The sequence below is a fragment of the Ruegeria sp. HKCCD6119 genome, assembly GCF_013110585.1.
In the GTDB taxonomy this organism is placed as follows: domain Bacteria; phylum Pseudomonadota; class Alphaproteobacteria; order Rhodobacterales; family Rhodobacteraceae; genus Ruegeria.
On record NZ_WVQV01000009.1, the window covers coordinates 1 to 21151 of the forward strand.

Sequence of the window (21151 nt, forward strand, 5' to 3'; positions counted from 1 at the left end):
TCTTGGAGCGTTTGGCAGCGAGGATTCTAGAATGTCGTGAAGAACTTGCCCTGCAAATCGCCGTTGAGGGCGGCAAGCCTTTAAAGGACGCTTTGGTAGAAGTTGACCGCGCTGCTCAGAGCACGAAACTCGCATCGACAGTTTTGGCCGAGACTGGCGGTAGGGAAATCCCAATGGACCTCACTCCCGCTGGGCAGGGAAGGATAGCCTTTACGAGGCAAATCCCCATTGGACCAGTTGTTGCGGTTAGTGCCTTCAACCACCCTTTGAACTTGATTGCCCATCAGGTCGCACCCGCGGTCGCGGCCAACTGTCCTGTAATTATTAAGCCATCGATGCAAACACCGATGTCCTGCCTGAGCTATGTTCGCTTGCTGCACGAATCTGGTTTGCCGGAAGAGTGTTGTACTGTTGTGTTGGTGAAGCGAGATGTCGCAGAGCAATTGGTTACGGATCCACGGGTTGCGTTCTTTAGCTTTATCGGATCCGCCGATGTCGGTTGGTCATTGCGAAGCAAGCTTGCGCCTGGTGCCCGGTGCGCACTGGAACATGGTGGTGTAGCGCCAGTAGTGATTGCTGAGGATGCGTGTATCGGCTCTGCTGTGGAGAGTGTTGTCAAAGGCGGTTTTTATCACGCCGGGCAAGTTTGTGTTTCTGTGCAGAGGGTATTTGCGGTAGGGAACGCCGCAGATACATTTGTTGATGAACTGGTCGAAAAAACTTCCGAACTCGTCACTGGTGATCCGCGAGAACCGGACACGGATGTTGGTCCATTGATTTCAACTGGAGAAGTTGACCGAGTTTCTGGCTGGGTTGACGACGCAGTTCTGGGAGGTGCGAACCTGCGGTGTGGTGGTGCCCGAATATCAGAACGAACCTATGCACCGACCGTTTTGATTGATCCTCCCGAAGATAGTCAAGTCGCAAAGTCGGAGGTATTTGGTCCAGTTGTTTCGGTGTTCAGATGCGCGACAGTTGAAGAGGCGGTCTCCAGAGCAAATGACGTTGACGCTTCGTTTCAGGCCGCCGTGTTTAGCGAAAGCCTGGATACCGCACTAGCAGTTGCCGAAAACTTGCGTGGCTCTGCGGTGATGGTCAATGATCATACCGCCTTTCGTGTTGATTGGATGCCATTCGCTGGTTTGGGGACATCAGGTCTGGGCGTCGGCGGGATCAAAGGCACTTACCATGACATGACAGTCGAAAAGATGACTGTAATTCGACGTTGAGCATCTCGTCGGTCACCAACAGTATCAACAAAAAATGGCAGAGGTAGAAATGAAGGCTGCGGAACTGCTTGTGAAATGCCTTGAGAATGAAGGTGTCGAGTACATCTTTGGCGTCCCTGGCGAAGAGAATATCGATGTGATGGACGCACTTGTGGATAGTTCAATAGAGTTTGTCACGACACGCCATGAACAAGGGGCAGCGTTTATTGCGGACGTGTATGGACGCTTAACTGGACGCGCAGGAGTGTGCCTTTCAACGCTAGGGCCTGGTGCGACAAATCTGGTTACCGGGATTGCGGATGCAAACATGGATCGTGCGCCAGTTGTGGCGATTGCAGGGCAGGGTTCGACAGCGCGTATGCATAAGGAAAGCCATCAGATTTTGGATCTTGTGAACCTGTTCGAGCCTATCACCAAGTACGCAACGCAAATTCCTTTGCCCGAAATTATTCCTGAAGTTGTCAGAAAGGCCTTTAAGATCGCACAGACTGAAAAGCCGGGCTGTGCATTCATCGACCTGCCTGAAAACATTGCAGGCTCCAACCTCCCACCGGCAACGCCACTTCGTGTACAACAACCGGTCGATCCTATTGCACCGTCTGGAAAATGTGCGGAAGTAGCTCAAATGGTGGATGCTGCAAAATCAGTGATGATTATCGCTGGCAATGGCGTCATCCGGGAAAAAGCATCCTCTGCTTTGGTAGCCTTCGCAGAGGCAATCAATGCCCCTGTTGCAACAACGTTCATGGCTAAAGGGGCGATTCCATTCAGCCATCCATTGTGCCTTGGAGCTATCGGGTTGCAGGCAAAAGACTTCGTTAGCTATGGCGTTGACGCTGCTGACCTCGTGATTTGTGTGGGTGTGGATATGGTCGAGTATCATCCTCGCCTATGGAATCCTGAGTGTACCAAGAAAATAATTCACATCGATCGGAGCCCGGCTGAAGTTGATGAACACTACATTTTGGAAGCGGGCATCGTTGGTACAATTCGTGATACACTTGCCAGGATTTCTGCAAAGGTGAAGGCAAGGCCCGCCTCCCAGCTTCATGAACTCCGAATGAGCATTGCGACCGAGGTGTCGGAGTTCCAGAACGACGGCAGTTTCCCTGTTAAGCCTCAGAAGATTGTTTGGGATCTTAGGCAGGCGCTCGATGTGGAAGACATCGTCATTTCTGATGTGGGGGCGCACAAGATGTGGATGGCGCGCATGTATCAAGCCGAACGTCCAAATACCTGCATCATTTCGAACGGCTTTGCTTCAATGGGCATTGCGCTACCGGGCGCTATCGCTGCCAAACTGGCTTTCCCAGATCGTCATGCCGTTGCAGTGTGTGGAGACGCTGGCTTCATGATGAACAATCAGGAAATCGAAACCGCTATCCGACTGGGCCTTGATTTAGTGGTTCTGATTTTTAACGACAGCAAATATGGACTGATTGAATGGCATCAGCATCGGCATTTTGGACGTGCAACAGGCATTGAATTTGGCAATCCCGATTTTGTCAAGTTTGCAGAAAGCTTTGGCGCCAAAGGATATCGCGTAGAGAGTAGCGAAAGCTTGCTACCTATTCTGAGCGAAGCTCTGCACGACGGCACGGTGTCGATCATCGACTGTCCAGTGGACTACTCAGAGAACATGAAGCTTACCCGAAAGCTACAGAGTTTGGTGGTGCCTTTGTAGGAAGAGGTTTGTGCGAATTTTTTAAGTAACTCAAACTCTCATGTTTGCTTTAGCACTCTAATTGTCCGCACCCTTTTGCACCATCTTCTAATGAGAATGATGGGGGCATACATGCAACTTGATCACATCACAATTCGTACTTCTAACCTCCCAGAGGCGCGGGAGTTCTTCCTTGAGGTTTTTCCGGATTTGGAAGAACGCCCGCGACCCAAAGCGATTCAAGCAATCCCAGGTCATTGGCTCTTTGCGAAGGATGAACCCATCGTTCATCTCATCGGTTCCCACGATGGACACTTGGACCGGGGAGGAGAGGCGTGGGATCATATTGGCTTTCGTTTGAAGGGATATGAGGCGTTCCGTGCGCGGCTTGATCGGTTGAAGATACCATTTGCCCCGATGGAATTGCCTGAGTTGGGAGAGCGTCGGCTGTTTTTCAGAACGCCTGGCGGGCCCGTAATCGAAACAGTATTTCGCGAACCCCCAGAACAAGAAGGAACACTAGATGGGCTTTGAAAAAACCACGAAAACTATCGTTATTGGCGGCACCTCAGGGATTGGTCGTGCAGTGGCAGAGTTGTTGAGTGCGCGGCCGGGTGAGGTGGTGGTGGCCAGTCGTTCAAACGGGCTCGACATCTCAGACGAGGATCAAGTGAACGAGTTTTTTAAACGGCAAGGATTGTTTGACCATCTTGTGGTGACAGCTGGATCGCACGCCCCAAGTGGGAAATTGATCGGTCTGAATTTGAACAGCGCAAGATCAGCATTTGATACGAAATTCTGGGGAAGCGTGAATGCGGTTCACGCTGCCGCGTCAAATATTCGACCCGGAGGAACAATCACCTTAACGTCCGGTTTTCTGGCGCGGCGCACGGTGCCAGGGACGTTTGTCAAAACGGCAATGAATGCTGCCCTTGAGGCGACCGCCAAGATACTCGCGCGTGAGTTGGCACCGCTGCGCGTCAACGTAGTCAGTCCCGGTCTGACGGAGACAGAAGCCTACTCAGGAATGGAAGCCACCGCTCGCAGCCAGATGCTTCAAAATGCGGCGGCAAGCTTACCGGCCGGTCGAGTTGCGCAACCTCATGACCTCGCTGCGGGCTACTTGTTTGCCATTGATACGCCGTCTGTCACAGGCGCTGTCATTGATATCGAAGGCGGAGCACTTGTCGCATAGGTTTGACCTCAGTTCGATGTCAAAAATCTCGATTTTTGGACGTTAGGACTGTTAGCCCGATGATCCGGTCACCTGATACGAGAGAATCCTGCAAGCCAGGTCGGTGTACACGGCGCCGACCTGCGTCTTTTGATGCGCCGTATCTGATGCTATGGATTTCGATTGTCATTTTGGGGATTAACTGGCCCATCATGAAGCAGGCGTTGCTTCATGTGACCCCGTTTTGGATGGTCACGCTACGCTATTGCCTAAGCGTGCCAGTAATCGCTGTTTTTGTAATAGTCGCGCGGCATAGATTGCCGAAGTTTGAGCGGCGGGATCTGCGTGTTATTCTTGGCGTCGCGCTGCTTCAGTTTGTTGCGCAGATGGGGTTGGTGACGCTGGCCCTGCAATGGGTGCCAGCCAGCACCGCAAGTATTCTCATATACACCACGCCGGTGTGGTTGGTGCTGATTGACCGGATTTTATGTCGACAACAGGTTTCGCCACGTCGACTTTGGCCGACGCTGGCCTCTGCGACTGGCTGTGTTCTGGTCTTGTTAGGAGCCGGTCAGGTTGGAGACGTGGGGCCGCTGTTATTGATCTTGCTCGCCGCGCTATTCTGGTCATCTTCGATGAAGCTTATCGCGACGCATAACTGGATGGGCGATGTCCGGGATGCGCTTTTCTGGCAATTTCTGGTTGCAGGGGTGATCTCTCTTCCAATTGCGTTCTGGATGGAAGGGGGGATGAAGTTCCATTCTTTATCGTTCGCCGGGTTGGGGCTTCTTGCATTTGTCGGTCCGGTGGCCACGGGGCTTGGGTTCGGACTGATGGTGGCGGTAGGGCGAACGCTTCCTGTATCGCAAATCGCGTTGTTCAGTACGTTGTCACCGGTGATTGGCTTTGTGAGCTCTGCACTCTTGCTGGGTGACCCTTTGAATTTGATGATTGTGGTGGGTGCGGGAACGCTGCTTCTGGCGCTTGTGTGGGGAGCCTTATCAAGCAAGTCTTCTGCTTAGATTTAAATTGGCCGAAAATCTACAAAAACTGACCTGAGCGCGAATGCAGGCCAATCTTTCCTTTCGCAAAATATCGGCAACTCGGGGTGTGACCCCGCTTTCAGGAATTATCTGAGGATGTTGCGATGACCGTGCTGGATCTGCCCAAACCCGACTATGCAAACAATATGAAACTGATCGGTCATTCTGATCAAGGCGGTCGCCCGGATGGGGTGCAGTTGATGATCAACAAGGGTTTTGCGTTTACTGGGCATATGTTTTCAAAGGGGTTTAGCGTGATTGATGTGCGCGATCCCCACAACCCAAAACCCGTGGCATATGTGCCTGCACCGGCTAACACGTGGAATATCCACCTTCAGACCCATGAAGACCTGCTTCTGGTGATCAATGCAAAAGACATGTTCGCCTCGGCAGAGTTCCAGGATGAAACCGAGTATTACAAAGGGGCATTGGGCAAGAAGGTCGGCACAGCGCAGCAGACACGGCAGCGCGACTGGACCGCCGGTATGACGGTTTACGATATCTCCAACCCGGCTGAGCCAAGAAAGATTTCGTTCATGCCTGTTGAGGGCGGGGGGATTCATCGGATTTGGTATACAGGCGGGCGTTGGGCTTATGCGTCTGTGCTTCTGGACGGGTTCACAGATTACATCTTCATGACAATCGACATAGCCGATCCAGCTAATCCGAAAGAGGCAGGGCGTTTTTGGTTACCGGGCATGAACCTGGCTGCTGGTGAAGAACACAATGGCGAGCGGCGAGGTGGGTTGCACCATGCCATCATTCATGGCGATACGGCTTACGGAGCTTGGCGCGACGAGGGCATGGTGGTCATCGATGTGACAGACCGCAGCAATCCGGAATTGATTGTCCATAAAAACTGGTCCCCGCCGTTTGGTGGCGGCACGCACAACTGCCTTCCACTGCCGGACAGAGACCTGCTGGTTGTTGTAGACGAAGCGGTGCTCGACAACTGCGAAGACGGGATCAAGCACATCTGGATGTTTGATAACCGTGTGCCTTCAAGCCCGGTCAGTATCTCGACGTTCCCGATCCCGTCAGAGGCTGAGTATTGCAAGAAAGATGGGCATTTTGGGCCCCACAACATCTATGAGAACCGGCCCGATGGGTTGGTGAGCGATCAGTTAATTTTTTCAACCATGCAGAATGCAGGCATTCGCGTGACTGACATTTCAGACGCCTATCGCCCCATGGAAGTGGCGGCCTTTGTTCCGCCCAAGCCAAACCGGTTGATTGATCACCGTCCGGGCCGTCCATTGGTGATCCAGAACTGTGATGTCTATGTGGACAAACAGGGACTTGTATACGCAAACGACTACAATGGCGGGTTGTTCATTCTGGAGTATCAAGGCTGATATGAAAGATGTGCCTGTCGGAATACCCAGTGTAACGGAGACGGTTCAGAAATATCTTGCTGCGCTGCAAGGTGCGGGTTTTGTCGGAGAGGCGAAGTCTGATCTCGCGGATCGTGTTGCCTGTTCGACCGACAACTCAATTTACCAGATCATGCCGCAGGCCGTGATCTACCCGTTTGATGGGGATGATCTGACCCTTGCGGTTCAGGTCGCACAAAGGGCGGAGTTCACATCGGTGGTGTTCCTTCCAAGGGGGGGAGGGACATCAACCAATGGACAGTCATTGGGGGACGGTGTTGTCGTGGATACATCCCGGCATATGCGCCGTATTCACGACTATGATCCCGAGACAGGGCTGGTGCGTGTCGAACCCGGTCTGGTCCGTGATAAGCTGATTGATTTTCTGGCCCCACATGGGCGGTTCTTTGCGCCGCATGTCTCTACCACAAGCCGGGCGACGATCGGTGGCATGGTGTCAAATGACAGTTCGGGTAAAGGCTCCGTGGTTTATGGAAAGACCTCGGATCACATACACTCGATCGAGCTTGTTCTACCCGATGGAAACGTGGCGACGTTCGATGCGAAAGGTGCATTTGGCGACAACGACGTAACCCAAGCGGCCGACCGTATCTGTCGTGACGTTGAGAAAAAACTGGCGCCACATTTTGACGAGATAGCGTTGCGCTTCCCAATAATGAAACGTGGCTTTACCGGTTATAATCTGAAAGAGGCTCGGGCACGGGATGGGGGGCTCAACCTGCTAAAGCTCGTGGCCGGGTCAGAGGGGACCCTGGGGTTTATCAAATCTGTCACCCTAAAATCCGAACCGATCCCTGCCCATACGGCGCTTGCGGTGTTGGTGTATGACAGCCATGACACCGGACTAAGGGCGGTCCCGGATCTGCTGGAAGCTCGCCCTCATGCCATCGAATTTATAGACGACAAAATTCTCGGAGCGGCTCTTCGATCTCCTTTTGCTGAGGATGTTCGCCAGGTCCTGGGGATCACAAATGAAGGTGGTGCTTTTGCTGCGCATTTCTTCGAGATTTCAGATGAGGATGAGCAGGAACTTGCGCGTAGACTTGACAGTCTTAAGGAACATTTGGACAGCCGCATCGCACCTGCGTTGCGCCCCATCGGCATTAAGATCCTTGGATCACCTGATGATATCGCACGCGTCTGGGAAATCCGCCGGGCGTGTCAGGGGCTGCTCGCGGGATTTGACAAAAACAAACGCGCGGTCGCGTTTATCGAAGACTGCGCAGTGCCACCTGAAAACCTGGCTGACTTTGTCGCAGAGCTGGAAGCCGTTCTGGAAGCACGTAACATTCCTCTGGGGATGTATGGGCATGCTGATGTGGGGTGTGTGCATATCCGGCCGCTCATGAACCTAACGGCGGAAGATGAGCGCCGCCAGATCCGTCAGATTTCGGATGCAGTGTTCGCTCTTACGCAAAAATATGGTGGGCTGTTGTGGGGAGAGCACGGCAAGGGGCTGCGAAGCGAGTACTCCGAACAGGTGATTGGCAGCGACCTTGTTCAGGTTATGCGCCAGATAAAGACGGTGTTCGATCCGTCGAACCGGATGAACCCAGGAAAAATTGCGCGGCCAATAGATGACCGGGCACCTGTTTTGGCCTTGGATGAGGTTCCGATGCGCGGTGCCTTTGATGCACAAATTGGGCCCGTGTTGGCAGAGCAGTTTTCCAACACCCTGAGGTGTGATGGTAATGGCGCCTGCTTTAACCAAGATGCCGCACAGCCATTTTGTCCGTCATATAAGATCACAGGCGATCGCCGTCTCTCGCCCAAAGGTCGCGCCGGCATGCTGCGTGAATGGGCGCGAGCACGCTCGACTGGTGATACCGTCGGTGCGCGCGATATCGCCGACGAGCTCAACGTAATCCTCGAGACGTGCCTTGCATGCAAGGCCTGTGCAGGGGTGGGTTGCCCAGCGAAGGTGGATATCCCCGAGATGAAATCCCAGTTCCTGAACTGGTATCATGAGGACCACAAGCGACCCGCCGCAGATCTTCTCGTAGCCAACCTCGAGCGGGTGGCACCAATGTTGGATCGGATTGGCGGTCTGGTAAATTTTTTGCAATCTACCGTGTTGGTCAGGTGGAGCATGGCGCATGGATTTGGGTTGGTTGACTTGCCGAAGCTTCGCCATCGCCGCGGTTTCTTCGATCAGTTGCAAAAGCTGAATGTTCAGACCATGTCTGCGGCCACCCTGCTTAGGATGGGAGACGCGGAGCGGGCAGGGACTGTTGTAATTGTTCAGGACTGTTTCACAAGTTTCTATGACGCCGACGTTTTGCTGGCCCAGGTTGAACTGGTCAAAAGGCTTGGCTACACCCCGGTCCTGTTGCGCTATCGTACCGGGGGCAAACCCTTACATGTAAGAGGGATGTTGAAGCGGTTCAGGCAGATAGCGCAGCAGAACGCACATGATCTTGCGGAACTATCCAAAGCTGGATTTTCGATTGTTGGTGTCGATGCGGCAACCACGTTGATGTATCGACACGAATACCTAGAAACGCTGCCTGATTGCCCAGATCTAGGCGTGCGACTGCTCAGTGAATGGCTGGATGCGCAAGACTTGCCTCTGCTTGACGGAGATACCTGCTACACGATGATCCAGCATTGCACCGAGCGCTCGCTGGAACCGCAAACCTCTGTGCAATGGCAGAGTATTTTTGAACGCTCTGGTCTATCGGTCAATCTTGTCAAAGCCGGGTGCTGTGGAATGTCAGGCTTGTTTGGCCATGAGGCTAGCCATCAGGAGATGTCGCGTGGGCTTTATGACGAGAACTGGCGGGCGGTGGTCGAAGCCGAAGCGGAAGGGGGTTTGGTTGCAACCGGTTACTCCTGTCGCTCCCAGGTGAACCGTTTGTCAGACGTACAGGCGCTCCACCCAGCCCAGATCTTGTTAAGCCACCTAAGAAATCGTTGATGTTCATCTGATGAATACATCGGGTGCATATCTAGTGCACCCGATGTCATACATTCAAAGCTCTTCGCGCTCCTTGTTGTAAGGATGTGTCCGGTCATTCCCAAAAACCGAGCGATAGGTGTCGTATCGTTTCCCCAAATGCTCTCGCCAAACAGAAAGCCCAAGCAATAAGATGCTGACCACCACGAGAACTGCGGTCAGGATGGGCATCGGGTATTGCATCAGGCCGGAACCGACAGCTGCGGCAGCACAAAGCATGGTAAAGAACCCTGCGGTTTTGTGGTAAGATTCCATGCGGCGGCGGCGTGGGGTCATGCTGAAATGGTCTCCTTCCCAGGTTTTGGGATCTTCGGGGTCAGCGATCTCGTAGTACCGTCCCCCGTGGGAACCGCGAAAGAATGCCGAAATACCTTGCAGAACCCCAAGTCCGATTGTTGCAAGGCCAAAGATGGAATGCAGCGATCCGGAGACGCCTTGGCTGACGACCAGCGCAACCAACATGCCCGCCAGAGACAGAAGAATTGCCAAGTTCAGCCCCCACTGATGAATGTGAAACCAAACCCACTCCGGACGCCATATGGTTCGATAAGCGGTGATCCCAGTTTTGGTGGGTTTCGGTTTGAAATAGCGCAAAGAGATAATGCCAATGGGGACCAGCACGAACCACACGGTAACCATCAGGATGGCGTGATAATTCCAGTGGATTTCAACCGTGCGGCCAAGGAATTCGAGATAGACCTCTTCGGGGATGTTGTGTTGAGTTTTCATGGTTCCTCCCTCAAATGCGGCTTATTCTTCGCGTGGCCCCGCAATGACCGTAAAGCTGGCTTTGGCCAGTGTGTGCTGGTGAATAAAAAAACCGGCAAGGGCTCCTGTAGCGTTGTCCGGAATGTCCAATGTCTCGGCATCCAGTGCATGCAGATAGAACGTGTATCTGTGCTTACGACCCACCGGAGGGCATGGCCCAAAATAGCCTGGCTCACCAAAATCTGTATTCGCTTCTTTGATACCCTCCGGCAACGGCCCACTGTTTAATCGGGTAATATGCCTTGGAATGTCATAGGCGACCCAATGCCAAAATCCACTGCCTGTGGGGGCGTCTTGATCATAGAAGGTGAGAGCAAAGCTCTTGGTCCCAGCCGGTACGTTCTGCCATTCGAGCCTTGGGCGTTCGTTCTCACCGCTGCAACCAAAACTGTTCAGGTATTGTGCGGCCGAAATGTTGGCGTTTTCTTCAAGTGTGGTGCTGTTGAGTTGCAGTGTTTGCTGATCCGTCACATTTCTCTCCTAGGCCGGAAATTCTGACGACATCGGACCACTTGCGCATTTTAGCCACTGACTCGGTGGGGGTGCCTTCAACACTCATCTGTCCCAATATCGCCCATTTTCGGTATTTTTGCCAAAAACGGACACTCAGGCATGCGAGATTCGGACAAACTCCTTGGAAATTCGGTCAAAGGCTTCGCGCTGGATGTGCTGGAGGTCTCTTGCTTTGTCGACAGTGCATTGATCCATTCGTCAGCCTTTTAGAGGCTAGATATTTTTTCCGCACTTGGGCGCACCGATCTGGCAAACGCGGAAGGTGTCTTTCCGACATAGTCCAAGAAGGCGTTTGAAAAGGCGGAGCTGCTGGAAAATCCCACCTCAAAGGCAGTCTCGGTCACAGATTTCTTTTCTTTGCGCAGCAGTTCCATGGCCTTGTTCATGCGGAGTTCCCGAATGAACTCCCGCCAGCTTTGCCCTAGTTCGGTTTGCATATGGCGCCGCAGAGTACGTTCGGACATTCCAACATGTTCGGCGACTTCGGGCAAAGAGGTGGCTGGCCCGCGCGACCGCGCAAAATCTATGACCCTCTGGATGGCTGAGTTCTCTGCATAAGGTGTCCACATGATCCTCTCATGTTGGAACCAGCCCGGGACCATATCCCCCAATGTCACAAAAAAGGCCTTGCTTTTGCGTCGACTCCGCTCTTCTTCCGGGCTCCATTTCAGCGAATACTGCGCCATATGCGCCGCGATATCGGGGATTTGGCCAACCCAACAACCGTCGTGGTTCCAGGTTACTTCATGCTTGCAGAACTTCATCACCAAACCAGAAGAGGGCATTCGAATCCGAATTCGAAACATTCGGCCGGCTGGTATGAAAACCATGTAGTCGGCGGGGATCGCCCACTCACCATTGTGGCCGTAAAGCTCGATCTCTCCGGATTGACACATCACCAGTTGCCCGGCGGGTTCTTGCTCCGACTGAAATGAGCTGCGGTCGGCCTTGAACGCTATGGAATGGCTATGCTCCGGGTCGGTGATGCTAAACGGTTTATCCATCTGAATTTCCATAAAATAAGCTTCCCAGCAATGCGATAGAGTGGGTTCTTTGCACAAGTGTCGACGTGGCCGATTCAAGAAACATATTGGCCGATTATCGAATGCGGGACAAGTCCGAAATAGTGGATAAATGTCAAATCGTTTAATTTAGGACACCTGAGTTGGCGATGATGGGAGGAAGAACATGGACAAAGAGCGCATCAAAAATGCGGGCGTTCCAGTCTTGTCAATCGAAGGGTTGAACAAGCGGTTTGGTGGAACGAAAGCCGTGACAGATGTCAGCTTTACTGTTTCAAAAGGGGAGATTGTCGCGCTTCTCGGCGAGAATGGCGCGGGCAAGTCAACTCTGATCAAAATGCTCGCCGGGGTTTATTCGGCCGATAGCGGACGCTTCTTGTTTGAAGGTAGCAAATTTGATCCCAGAGGCTCAAATCCGGGCGTGGCATTCATTCACCAGGATTTGGGACTGATTGAATGGATGACCGTCGCCGAGAACATCGGCTTGATGCAGGGGTCGTTTGAACGTCGGTTTGGTCTGATCAACTGGCGATTGACCCGTAAGCGTGCCAGCGAAGCCCTTGCACTGGTTTCCGATGCAATTGACCCGGATATGCGGGTGCAAGAGTTGACGCGTACTGAGAAATCCCTAGTCGCGATTGCGCGGGCTCTCGCGCGCAATGCCAAGTTGCTTGTGTTGGATGAGCCCACGGCGAGCCTTCCGCAGTCAGATGTTGAAATGCTGCACGAGGTTTTATGCCGCCTCAGGGAAACCGGTGTGGCAATGATCTATGTGTCGCATCGCCTGGATGAGGTATTTGCGATCGGCGATCGTGCAGTGGTGTTGCGAGATGGGTTTCTGGTTGGAGATGAGCCAATTGGAAAGCTGGATGGCGATAGCCTGATCCAGTTGATCATTGGGCGCGCATTGGAAGAGGTGTTTGTGCACCCACCCGCGATGGAAAACAGCCCCGTTGCGCTTCGACTGTACGAGATGTGTACCGAAGATGTGGGACCAGTGAGTTTTGAACTGCGCCGCGGAGAGGTCCTGGGGTTGGTTGGGCTTCGCGGCGCGGGGCAGGACGCCGTCGGACACGCCTTGTTTGGACGCAGCCCGATTGAACAAGGCCGTGTCGAGCTTGAAAACGGCGCGCCTCTCAAAACCTCGCATCCACAACAATCCATCGAGCAAGGAATCTGCATGGTGGCTGGTGATCGGAACGCTGAATCCATCGCTCCAGGTCTGACCATTCAGGAGAACCTTTTCATCAACCCGGCGCTGACTGGGCGTAGTAACCTGTCGTTTCGCACACCTGCCGATGAGGCTCGCGAAGCGCGCAGCATTGGTGACGCGTTCGATATCCGCCCCAACGATCCAGCGGCACCCATTGAAACTCTGTCAGGTGGCAACCAGCAGAAAGTTGTGATGGCCAGGTGGATGAGCGTTGGAGGCTCGGTCCTGATCTTGGAAGATCCAACTGCGGGCGTGGATGTTGGGTCAAAAGCCGACATCTACGCACTTCTGGCCAAAGCGCTGGAAAACGGGCTTGCGGTGCTACTTATTTCGACCGATTTCGAAGAGGTGGCCGCATTGAGTCACCGCGCTTGCGTCTTTCATGACGGCCAAATTGTTGCGGAGATCCCGCAAGAAGACCTCTCAATCACATCCCTACTGAATGCCGCGTCTTTGGATCCGGCGAGCAAGGAGCCCAGCCATGCAATCGCTTGAATCCAACGCACTCGAACCGACACAGGCACAGTTGAAAGGCCTTTCGACCCCCGCAAAGATCATACGCTTCCTGCCAGTTTACGGTCTGCCGATCCTGACGCTCGGGTTAATCCTGCTGTTTTCAGTTTTGCTACCTCAAACTTTCCCGACCTATTTGAACTTGCGCGCAATTCTAGGGGAAAAGTCGGTAATCGCGTTGCTGTCGTTAGCCGCAATGATCCCGATGATGACGGGCCGGATCGACCTGACAGTAGGATATGGGATCGTCATTTGGCACGTGCTCGCGATCAGTTTGCAAACGGTCTATGGATTCGATTGGACCATTGCCGTCGTCATCGTGTTGCTTGGGGGCTGCGCTTTGGGTTTGCTGAATGGCCTGTTGGTCGAGGTGGCTCGGATTGACAGCTTTATCGCCACGCTAGGAACGGGCACGGTCATTTACGCATTGGCGCTTTGGCATACCGGCGGTCGACAAGTGATCGGTGCGTTGCCCGAGGCGTTTACTGGCATCTATGCACACACAATTTTCGGCCTGCCAATTGCAGCGTTCTATGTCCTGGCTATCGCAATCGTGCTGTGGGTGGTGTCCGAATACCTGCCAATTGGCCGCAATCTTTATGCCATTGGCGCAAACTCGAGAGCAGCTGAACTGAACGGTATCCGTACCCGCCGTTATGTGATCGGAGCATTTATCGCGTCTGGCCTGATCGGTGCGATTGCCGGGATTGTTCTGGCGGCGAAACTGCGCATTGGCCAGGCCAGTGTTGGGCTCGAATTCCTTCTGCCTGCCTTGGTCGGTGCATTTCTGGGATCCACGACCATCAAACCGGGGCGCGTGAATGTCTGGGGCACGATGGTTGGCGTGATCATCCTGGCTGTCGGCATCTCGGGGATCCAGCAACTTGGCGGTGCGTTCTTTGTGGAGCCACTCTTCAACGGGGCCACCCTTTTGATTGCGATCGGCATTGCTGGCTACGCACAGCGCAAGCGGAGCTCCGTGCGTCATGCCCGTGTTCCCGACGTGAAAGCGGAAGCCAACGACCAACAAAAACAAGCCTGAAACATAGACGTTCAACGAGGAGGAAAACCATGAACACGACACTTCAAAAAGCGGTCTTCGCCGCGATGCTGGCCGGATCGGCGTTTGGCGGACAAATGGCGCTGGCAGATGCGGTCAGCGATGCCAAAGCCTACGTTGCTGCTGCCTCGGCGCCCAATGCACCCTGGACTGGGCCGACGGCCGGCCCGGAAGCCCAGCAAGGCAAAACCGTGGTCTATGTCTCTGCGGATCAGCGGAACGGAGGCGCACTTGGAGTGAGCGAGGGCGTCAAGGAAGCGGTTGCAGCCATTGGTTGGGATCTTCGCATCATTGATGGACAAGGATCGGTTTCCGGGCGCTCATCCGCTATGCAACAGGCGATCGCGTTGCAACCTGACGGAATTATCCTGGGCACGATCGATGCCAATGAACAGGCCGAGGCGATCCGTCAGGCGGATGAGGCGGGCATTGTGGTTGTAGGATGGCATTCGACCGCCTCCACTGGACCGTCGGACAAACATCCGATTTTCACAAACATCACGACCGACCCTCTTGAGATTTCGCGAGCTGCGGCGTCGCTTGCGGTCGCCGACAGTGATGGCACGGCAAATGTGGTGATTTTCACGGACAGTGTGTACGAGATTGCGATCGCGAAATCCGATGCCATTGCCGAAGTGATCAGTGCCTGCGAAGGGTGTAAGATCCTCTCAGTCGAAGACACGCCTCTGGCCGAGGCTAGCACGCGGATGCCGCCCCTGACAAACGCGCTGCTGCAGCGTTTTGGGGATGACTGGACCTATTCTCTGACCATCAATGATCTGCCGTTTGATTTCATGGCTCCGGCTCTGATTTCGGCGGGCAAGGAGCAAGGTGGGTTCCCGAGGAATATTTCGGCAGGAGACGGGTCCGAGGCAGCATTCCAGCGCATCCAGCAGAACTTCTATCAATACGCGACTGTTGCGGAACCGCTTAATCTGCATGGCTGGCAGGCCGTTGATGAAATGAACCGTGCGCTGGCGGGAGAAGAGCACTCTGGATTTGTGGTGCCGGTTCATCTCTTCACTCCTGACAACGTGATGGAAGATGGTGGCGCCGATCTGTCTTATGATCCCGGCAATGGTTATCGCGATGTCTATCGCAGCATCTGGGGTGTGAACTAAGCCTTACAGGTCCAGGACTATGGCAGGCCCGCCTAATAGGGCCTGCGACTGGATCGGCTGCTTATGCATGATCCAGCCCCTGCCGGAAGTGACCTCTCCCCACGCTTCCGGCAGATTTCTGTTCAAAAAGGACCGAGTTCAGACGCACAAGATACATCTCACCGGAAGGAAACAGCATGTTATTTGACCTCAGAACATACCGCACCCGCCCCGGTACATTGCCAAAGCAATTGGCGCTATACGAAGAACTTGGGTTCGAAGCGCAAAAGCGGCATTTGGGAAACCCTGCCTTTTATGGTGTCGTCGAAAGTGGCGATGTGAATGCCTATGTACATCTTTGGCAGTATGAGAATGCGGCGGATCGCGAGACGCGCCGCAAGGCCCTTTATGACGACGCCGATTGGTTGGCGTATCGTCAAGCCGGCGCGGAGCTGGGCTATCAAACCGAACAACACAACACGTTGCTGAACCCTGCCAAGTTCTGGCTGCCCGGAACACGCAAATGAACCAGGATACAACAAAACCCGATCCGCTGGTTTGGGGGCAGGGAGGCCCTGTTTTCGAGGTGTTTCTAGAGCCAACTTGCCCGTTTTCAGCAATTGCTTTTGGAAAGCTCGCTTCTTTGCAAAAGGAGTTCGGAGAGAATGGGCTTGTTTTGCAGGTTTGGTTGCAGTCGCAACCCTGGCACATGTTCTCAGCAATTATCTGTCGCGCGATCCTGGCCGCGTCCTGCTGTGCTGATGGAAAAGCGTCTGCCTGGGCTGTGATGGAAGCCATTTACTCTCAACCTGAGAATTTCGAGTTTGAGCATCACTGCTCAGGTCCGAATATGGACGTGACGCCGAATGCTCTTATCGAGCGGATTGAATCTGTCAGCGGTGTCCCGTTGAAAGAGCAGTTTGCGCGGCATGATCTGGATCGGGAAATCAAAAAGCACGTCAAATATGCCCGGCAAAACGGCATTCACGCCTCCCCGACATTTATGGTCAACGGCATCGTAGATCCCGGTTTGGGAAGCCGCGATCCCATTGGAAACTGGGTGGATGCCCTGAGACAAGCGTAATGCGTTGGCGGCCCCATCAGGCCGCCAACCGTTGTTGGATTTATTCACCTGCGATTTCGAGCGCATCGTCGTGGTCAGGATAGTCGGAATACCCTACCGCAGTTCCACCAAACAGGGTTGCCGGGTCGAAATCGGCCAAAGGCAGACTTTCAGAAAACCGGCGAGGCAAGTCTGGATTGGCGATGAATGGTCGGCCATAGGCCACGATGTCGGCCAACCCATCGCTGATGATTTTCTCGCCACGTTCCTGAGTGTATTTTCCAGCAACGATAATGGTTCCCGAATACACCTTGCGTAGATCGTGGCGGAATTGTTCGGGTACGATAGGGGCATCATCCCAGTCGGCTTCGGACAGATGAACATACGCAATCCCGATGTCGTTCAAAGCCTCGGCGGCTTTCAGGATCACCTCGATGATCTCGTCATCTGCCATGTTGCGTTGGGTGATGTAGGGCGACAGCCGAATGCCGGTCTTGTCGGCGCCAATCTCATCGGCGACGGCTTTGGTGACCTCGCGCAGGAAACGGATACGGTTTTCCTGTGACCCGCCATAGTCATCCGTGCGCTGATTTGAAGACCGACGCAGGAACTCGTCGATCAGATATCCGTTTGCCCCATGAATTTCGACACCGTCAAATCCAGCGGCAATCGCATTGGCCGCACCTTGTCGGAAATCTTGAATGATGTCTGTGATCTCGGCTTTTGACAGCGCCCGCGGAACAGGGCAATCTACCATGCCACCTTCGCCAGTTTCCGGGTCAACGATCCAAACTTGTGCGTCTGGTGACAGAGCGGATGGCGCAACGGGTTTGCCATCAGTGTGAAAGCTTTCGTGGCTCATCCGCCCCACATGCCAAAGCTGCAAAAAGATGTGCCCTCCGACCTTGTGAACCGCATCTGTAACCAGTTTCCAGCCTTCGATCTGATCCGGGGTGAAGATGCCCGGGGTGAACGAGTATCCTTTGCCCTGGTTAGAGATTTGGGTGGCCTCGGTGATGATCAGGCCGGCGCTGGCACGCTGTGCGTAATACTCAGCCATCATTGCATTTGGGATATCGCCGGGTTGCGTTGTGCGGGCCCGCGTCATCGGCGCGACAGCAATGCGGTTGGGGAGGTTGAGGGGCCCCATCGTAAGGGGTTTGAACAGTTCTTTAGTCATGAACCTAGGTCCTTTTAGTTTTAAATTTGTTGCGAGCAGTTACCTGCTTGGCATTTCCAGTTGGACCTTCGCTTTTTTAGAAAAACTTGTTAATAATCGTGTCAGCATAAAACCTTTTAGGATTCTCAAAGAATATGATCGAGAAAATTTCTGATCTGAGGCTGTTTAAACGCATCGTGGAACTTGGTTCACTTAGCGCGGCTGCAGGTGATATTGGGATCTCTCCAGGCTCAGCCTCTCTTCGCTTGTCAGCCATGGAGAGATCAGTCGGTGCCACCTTGTTTCGCCGGACTACACGACAGTTGCACCTAACATCGGCAGGCGAAGAGTTTCTTGAAGTTTCGTTAAATATTCTCAATGATCTGGCTGCTTTTGACGAACAGATTTCGCGTGAAAAACGAGAACTGTCCGGAATGATCAAGGTGACGGCCCCAGTGGATCTAGGCCGAAACTATATCGCTCCGTCGTTGGATCGGTTTGTCGAAGCGAACCCCGGTATTTCGGTGGACCTGGTGTGTACCGACCGCGTGACAGACCTAACTGAACGCGGGATCGATATTGCAGTGCGATACGGGGCGCTAATGGATAGCAGCTTGCGCATTCGACGCGTGTCCTCAAACAAGCGGATTCCGGTCGCTTCTCCTGAATATGTGGAGCGGGAAGGCGTTCCGGAGCACCCGAAGGATCTCGGGAGCCATGACTGTATGCTGCTGTCTTCTTTGGGGGACAAGAATGATACTTGGACATTTGTTGAGAACACCAAGGCGCTGACGGTGCGGGTCTCAGGTTCCAGGGCAACAAATGATGGTGAGGTGTTAAGGCGGTGGGCTCTAGAAGGCAAAGGTATCGCGTTGAAGTCTGCCTGGGATGTGGCGGAAGATTTGAACTATGGCCGTCTTGTGCCACTTCTGGTCCCGTTCTGCCCCCCCTCCGTGGATTTGCAGCTAGTATTCCCTCCGCTCGCGCGTCAACCGACAAAGGTGCGACGTCTGGCAGATCATATCATCCGGGAACTGAAGATTCTCGACAGATGCCTGGAGACCATTAGTCTGAAGCCGCACTATTTGACCAATGACGGTGCCGCTTGTGAATGAGTAAGCCGAGGCGCTGCCGTCCACCTTGGAGAAATCAGATGTGCACAGAATTGGACCGAACGTGAAAGCGCTTCGGGTTATTTGAGTGGAAGTGGCAGATTGCCCAATTACCCTGTGGCAATCCAAGCCTCGCACAAATCGGGGTTTGCTGCGATCCACGAGCGGGCGACATCAGATAGATTACGCCCATCGATACAGATTTCGCGATCCAAGCGAGACACCGTTTCATTCCCGAGGTGCATACGGTCAAGAAGTGCGCGGCCTTGGGCATTCAGCTTGTGGACCGCATCCTTTCGTAGCATCAAGGTTGCGTCGTCTCGCCCACCAAGCAAGCCCAATGGATCCTCTAATTCACGCAATTTGGACTGCCCGTGCAGCCACTGAGGATGCCAGAGCGGCACGATCGCCAATTCGCCCTTGGCTTCTGCATCCAAGTAAGCAGAGGTACACTCATCAAGAGTTCCATTTTCAAAGTGGAACCCTAGCGTATCAAGTTGATAATCTCGAACCAATTGCTTCGAAAATCTGCTGATGCCAGCTCCGGGACCAATGCCCTGAATGCGCTTGCGAAACAGTGCGGCAACCTGTGGATCAGCCAGATCAGCAACCGAGCGAATGTGCTGCGGGGCCCGGTCTGAAACGCCCCAGATGCAATAAGGGTTATAGATGACAGAGAGTTTCAGCAGATCGTCTGCGTACGGCCCGATGTAAGGTCCATGACTTGCAGGAAGCCACGCGGATACGACAAGATCCACCCCACCTGCTTTTTGCATGGCGTACATGTCCTCATGGGGGGCTTCTTTCACGTCCACTTCATGGCCGGTTCTTGTTAGCAGCTCACAAAGAACTGCCGCCGCTGCCTTGTGAAAGCTAAGCGCGATTTGCCCAACAACCAAAGGTGTGCTCATCTGAAATTTCCTTTGTTCAATATGCAGTTCCGGTCCGGAGCCGAACGAACGTTTCGGAGTTTAGGCACATTGCCGGATCGGAACAGATCATGTGCGTGTGAGCTGTTTGCTCCACGGCACCTATCGTTGAACCAAGTGACATTGCAGCGATGTCAAAACAATCAGCCAGTTGGAAAATCACAATTTGCCAGATCTGAAGAATGGAGGAGGTGGGAGCCTCCTCCGCTACGCGACTTTAGTAAGTCACAGCGATCTTACCGATTGTAGCGCCTGTTTCGATGGATTGATGGGCCGCCTTGAAAGATTCAGCGCTCAACCCTGATAACTCCTGTGTAACGGTCGGACGCAGCTTGCCAGTATCAGCGAGGTCTGCAATTTGAGAAAGTATCTCTCCTTGCCGCGACAAATCGGACGTGCTGAACAAGGATCTCGTGAACATAAGTTCCCATACGAAGGTCACGGACTTGCCCTGAAGTTTTGAAAGATCAACGCCACCATTGAACTCAACAATGGCACCGATTGTACCCTGCGGCGCAATGAGGTCCGCCATGGCATCCCAATGCCCTTTGGTGTCTGCCGCGTTGAAAATGTAATCTACATTCTCAAACCCAAGATCGTGCACGGATGACACCAGATTGCGGTGATCAGCCACATGATCCGCGCCCATACGCTGAACCCAGTCACGGGTTTCCGAGCGTGAAGCCGTTGCGATGACCGTCATTTTCGTCAGGGCTTTTGCAAGCTGGATCATGGTTGAGCCAACACCGCCTGCTCCACCGATGATCAGCAGCGAGCCGCTCTGACCTTTGGACAGTTTCATGCGATCAAATAGCGCTTCATAGGCCGTCAAAGATACCAGAGGCAGGGCTGCGGCTTCTGCATTTGCCAGGGTTTGAGGAGCTTTTGCGGTAATCCTAGCATCCACCGCCTGATACTCTGCATAAGAGCCATCGCGGGTGACATCGCCAGCGTAAAACACGCGGTCCTCAAGCGTAAAGCCTGTTACCGCCGAGCCCATTGCTTCAATGGTTCCTACTGCGTCATATCCGAGGACCCGCGGGGTTTCCCTGTCTTGATCCTGCGCCGATCGAATGCGGATTTTGGCATCTGCAGGGTTCACGGAAACTGCATCAATCCGCACAATCAAATCGTGTTCAAGTGGCTCGGGCTTGGGTACTTGGTACTCTTTGAGTGAAGCAGGGTGATCGATAGGGTAAGAGCGAGTAAATCCAACGGCTTTCATTTGGTGTCCTTTTCG

The 21151-nt window shown here is 53.6% G+C and carries 19 protein-coding genes; 13 read left to right on the forward strand and 6 right to left on the reverse strand.

What is annotated here, in order from left to right; genetic code table 11:
• The 7 genes from GS611_RS16650 to GS611_RS16680 form a co-directional block, all read left to right on the forward strand.
• Positions 1-1229: aldehyde dehydrogenase family protein (locus GS611_RS16650; protein ID WP_171637491.1), on the forward strand; the 1229-nt coding region annotated here is incomplete at its 5' end.
• Positions 1230-1263: 34 nt separating this feature from the next.
• Positions 1264-2913 carry an acetolactate synthase large subunit gene (locus GS611_RS16655; protein WP_253285086.1) on the forward strand — a complete coding sequence of 550 codons (1650 nt, stop codon included), beginning with the start codon at positions 1264-1266 and terminating at the stop codon, positions 2911-2913.
• Between the two features lie 111 nt (positions 2914-3024).
• Entirely contained in the window at positions 3025-3426 is a 402-nt protein-coding gene (locus GS611_RS16660) for a glyoxalase (protein ID WP_171120004.1), read from the forward strand.
• Positions 3416-4087: an SDR family oxidoreductase gene (locus GS611_RS16665; protein ID WP_171120005.1), complete on the forward strand. Its 672-nt coding sequence runs from the start codon at positions 3416-3418 to the stop codon at positions 4085-4087. The genes GS611_RS16660 and GS611_RS16665 overlap by 11 nt, the downstream gene beginning before the upstream one ends.
• A 146-nt stretch (positions 4088-4233) precedes the next feature.
• Positions 4234-5088, forward strand: a complete 855-nt coding sequence (locus tag GS611_RS16670) for a DMT family transporter (RefSeq protein ID WP_253285088.1) — start codon at positions 4234-4236, stop codon at positions 5086-5088.
• Positions 5089-5309: 221 nt separating this feature from the next.
• Positions 5310-6464 carry an LVIVD repeat-containing protein gene (locus GS611_RS16675; RefSeq protein ID WP_216598318.1) on the forward strand — a complete coding sequence of 385 codons (1155 nt, stop codon included), beginning with the start codon at positions 5310-5312 and terminating at the stop codon, positions 6462-6464.
• Positions 6465-6615: 151 nt separating this feature from the next.
• On the forward strand, positions 6616-9420 hold the full coding sequence (locus GS611_RS16680; RefSeq protein ID WP_253285107.1) for an FAD-binding and (Fe-S)-binding domain-containing protein: 2805 nt from the start codon (positions 6616-6618) through the stop codon (positions 9418-9420).
• A gap of 54 nt (positions 9421-9474) precedes the next feature.
• Here GS611_RS16680 and GS611_RS16685 read toward each other — a convergent pair whose 3' ends face one another.
• The 3 genes from GS611_RS16685 to GS611_RS16695 all read right to left on the reverse strand — a co-directional run bounded on the left by GS611_RS16685 (position 9475) and on the right by GS611_RS16695 (position 11756).
• Positions 9475-10188, reverse strand: coding sequence for a cytochrome b561 domain-containing protein (locus GS611_RS16685; protein ID WP_170456304.1), 714 nt, complete (start codon positions 10186-10188; stop codon positions 9475-9477).
• A 21-nt stretch (positions 10189-10209) separates the two neighbouring features.
• A complete protein-coding gene (locus tag GS611_RS16690) occupies positions 10210-10698 on the reverse strand; it encodes a YbhB/YbcL family Raf kinase inhibitor-like protein (RefSeq protein ID WP_171120008.1) in 489 nt (162 codons plus the stop codon).
• A 248-nt stretch (positions 10699-10946) separates the two neighbouring features.
• Positions 10947-11756, reverse strand: coding sequence for a helix-turn-helix transcriptional regulator (locus tag GS611_RS16695; protein ID WP_171120009.1), 810 nt, complete (start codon positions 11754-11756; stop codon positions 10947-10949).
• 172 nt (positions 11757-11928) lie between these two features.
• On the opposite strand from GS611_RS16695, the gene GS611_RS16700 reads away from it, so the two are divergent.
• From GS611_RS16700 to GS611_RS16720, 5 genes are all read left to right on the forward strand, one after another.
• Entirely contained in the window at positions 11929-13470 is a 1542-nt protein-coding gene (locus GS611_RS16700; protein ID WP_170456299.1) for a sugar ABC transporter ATP-binding protein, read from the forward strand.
• Positions 13457-14530, forward strand: a complete 1074-nt coding sequence (locus GS611_RS16705) for an ABC transporter permease (RefSeq protein WP_170456297.1) — start codon at positions 13457-13459, stop codon at positions 14528-14530. Before GS611_RS16700 ends, GS611_RS16705 begins: the two co-directional genes overlap by 14 nt.
• A gap of 29 nt (positions 14531-14559) precedes the next feature.
• Entirely contained in the window at positions 14560-15669 is a 1110-nt protein-coding gene (locus tag GS611_RS16710) for a substrate-binding domain-containing protein (protein WP_171120010.1), read from the forward strand.
• Between the two features lie 176 nt (positions 15670-15845).
• Positions 15846-16175: an NIPSNAP family protein gene (locus GS611_RS16715; protein ID WP_171637495.1), complete on the forward strand. Its 330-nt coding sequence runs from the start codon at positions 15846-15848 to the stop codon at positions 16173-16175.
• On the forward strand, positions 16172-16732 hold the full coding sequence (locus GS611_RS16720) for a thioredoxin domain-containing protein (RefSeq protein WP_170456292.1): 561 nt from the start codon (positions 16172-16174) through the stop codon (positions 16730-16732). Before GS611_RS16715 ends, GS611_RS16720 begins: the two co-directional genes overlap by 4 nt.
• 40 nt (positions 16733-16772) lie before the next feature.
• Here GS611_RS16720 and GS611_RS16725 read toward each other — a convergent pair whose 3' ends face one another.
• Entirely contained in the window at positions 16773-17891 is a 1119-nt protein-coding gene (locus GS611_RS16725; RefSeq protein WP_171120012.1) for an alkene reductase, read from the reverse strand.
• A 134-nt stretch (positions 17892-18025) separates the two neighbouring features.
• Here GS611_RS16725 and GS611_RS16730 point away from each other — a divergent pair, with 134 nt between their 5' ends.
• On the forward strand, positions 18026-18985 hold the full coding sequence (locus GS611_RS16730; protein ID WP_171120013.1) for a LysR family transcriptional regulator: 960 nt from the start codon (positions 18026-18028) through the stop codon (positions 18983-18985).
• A 107-nt stretch (positions 18986-19092) separates the two neighbouring features.
• Here the strand turns inward: GS611_RS16730 and GS611_RS16735 are convergent, their stop codons facing one another.
• Positions 19093-19893, reverse strand: coding sequence for a glycine betaine ABC transporter substrate-binding protein (locus tag GS611_RS16735; protein ID WP_171120014.1), 801 nt, complete (start codon positions 19891-19893; stop codon positions 19093-19095).
• A 235-nt stretch (positions 19894-20128) separates the two neighbouring features.
• Positions 20129-21136, reverse strand: a complete 1008-nt coding sequence (locus GS611_RS16740) for a zinc-binding alcohol dehydrogenase family protein (RefSeq protein ID WP_171120015.1) — start codon at positions 21134-21136, stop codon at positions 20129-20131.
• Positions 21137-21151: the final 15 nt, after the last annotated feature.

Coding starts and splice junctions, on each gene's coding strand:
- GS611_RS16655 (WP_253285086.1), top strand. CDS start 1,264: ATGGCAGAGGTAGAAATGAAGGCTGCGGAACTGCTTGTGAAATGCCTT.
- GS611_RS16660 (WP_171120004.1), top strand. CDS start 3,025: ATGCAACTTGATCACATCACAATTCGTACTTCTAACCTCCCAGAGGCG.
- GS611_RS16665 (WP_171120005.1), top strand. CDS start 3,416: ATGGGCTTTGAAAAAACCACGAAAACTATCGTTATTGGCGGCACCTCA.
- GS611_RS16670 (WP_253285088.1), top strand. CDS start 4,234: ATGCTATGGATTTCGATTGTCATTTTGGGGATTAACTGGCCCATCATG.
- GS611_RS16675 (WP_216598318.1), top strand. CDS start 5,310: ATGATCAACAAGGGTTTTGCGTTTACTGGGCATATGTTTTCAAAGGGG.
- GS611_RS16680 (WP_253285107.1), top strand. CDS start 6,616: ATGCCGCAGGCCGTGATCTACCCGTTTGATGGGGATGATCTGACCCTT.
- GS611_RS16685 (WP_170456304.1), bottom strand. CDS start 10,188: ATGAAAACTCAACACAACATCCCCGAAGAGGTCTATCTCGAATTCCTT.
- GS611_RS16695 (WP_171120009.1), bottom strand. CDS start 11,756: ATGGAAATTCAGATGGATAAACCGTTTAGCATCACCGACCCGGAGCAT.
- GS611_RS16700 (WP_170456299.1), top strand. CDS start 11,929: ATGGACAAAGAGCGCATCAAAAATGCGGGCGTTCCAGTCTTGTCAATC.
- GS611_RS16705 (WP_170456297.1), top strand. CDS start 13,457: ATGCAATCGCTTGAATCCAACGCACTCGAACCGACACAGGCACAGTTG.
- GS611_RS16710 (WP_171120010.1), top strand. CDS start 14,560: ATGAACACGACACTTCAAAAAGCGGTCTTCGCCGCGATGCTGGCCGGA.
- GS611_RS16715 (WP_171637495.1), top strand. CDS start 15,846: ATGTTATTTGACCTCAGAACATACCGCACCCGCCCCGGTACATTGCCA.
- GS611_RS16720 (WP_170456292.1), top strand. CDS start 16,172: ATGAACCAGGATACAACAAAACCCGATCCGCTGGTTTGGGGGCAGGGA.
- GS611_RS16725 (WP_171120012.1), bottom strand. CDS start 17,891: ATGACTAAAGAACTGTTCAAACCCCTTACGATGGGGCCCCTCAACCTC.
- GS611_RS16730 (WP_171120013.1), top strand. CDS start 18,026: ATGATCGAGAAAATTTCTGATCTGAGGCTGTTTAAACGCATCGTGGAA.
- GS611_RS16735 (WP_171120014.1), bottom strand. CDS start 19,893: ATGAGCACACCTTTGGTTGTTGGGCAAATCGCGCTTAGCTTTCACAAG.
- GS611_RS16740 (WP_171120015.1), bottom strand. CDS start 21,136: ATGAAAGCCGTTGGATTTACTCGCTCTTACCCTATCGATCACCCTGCT.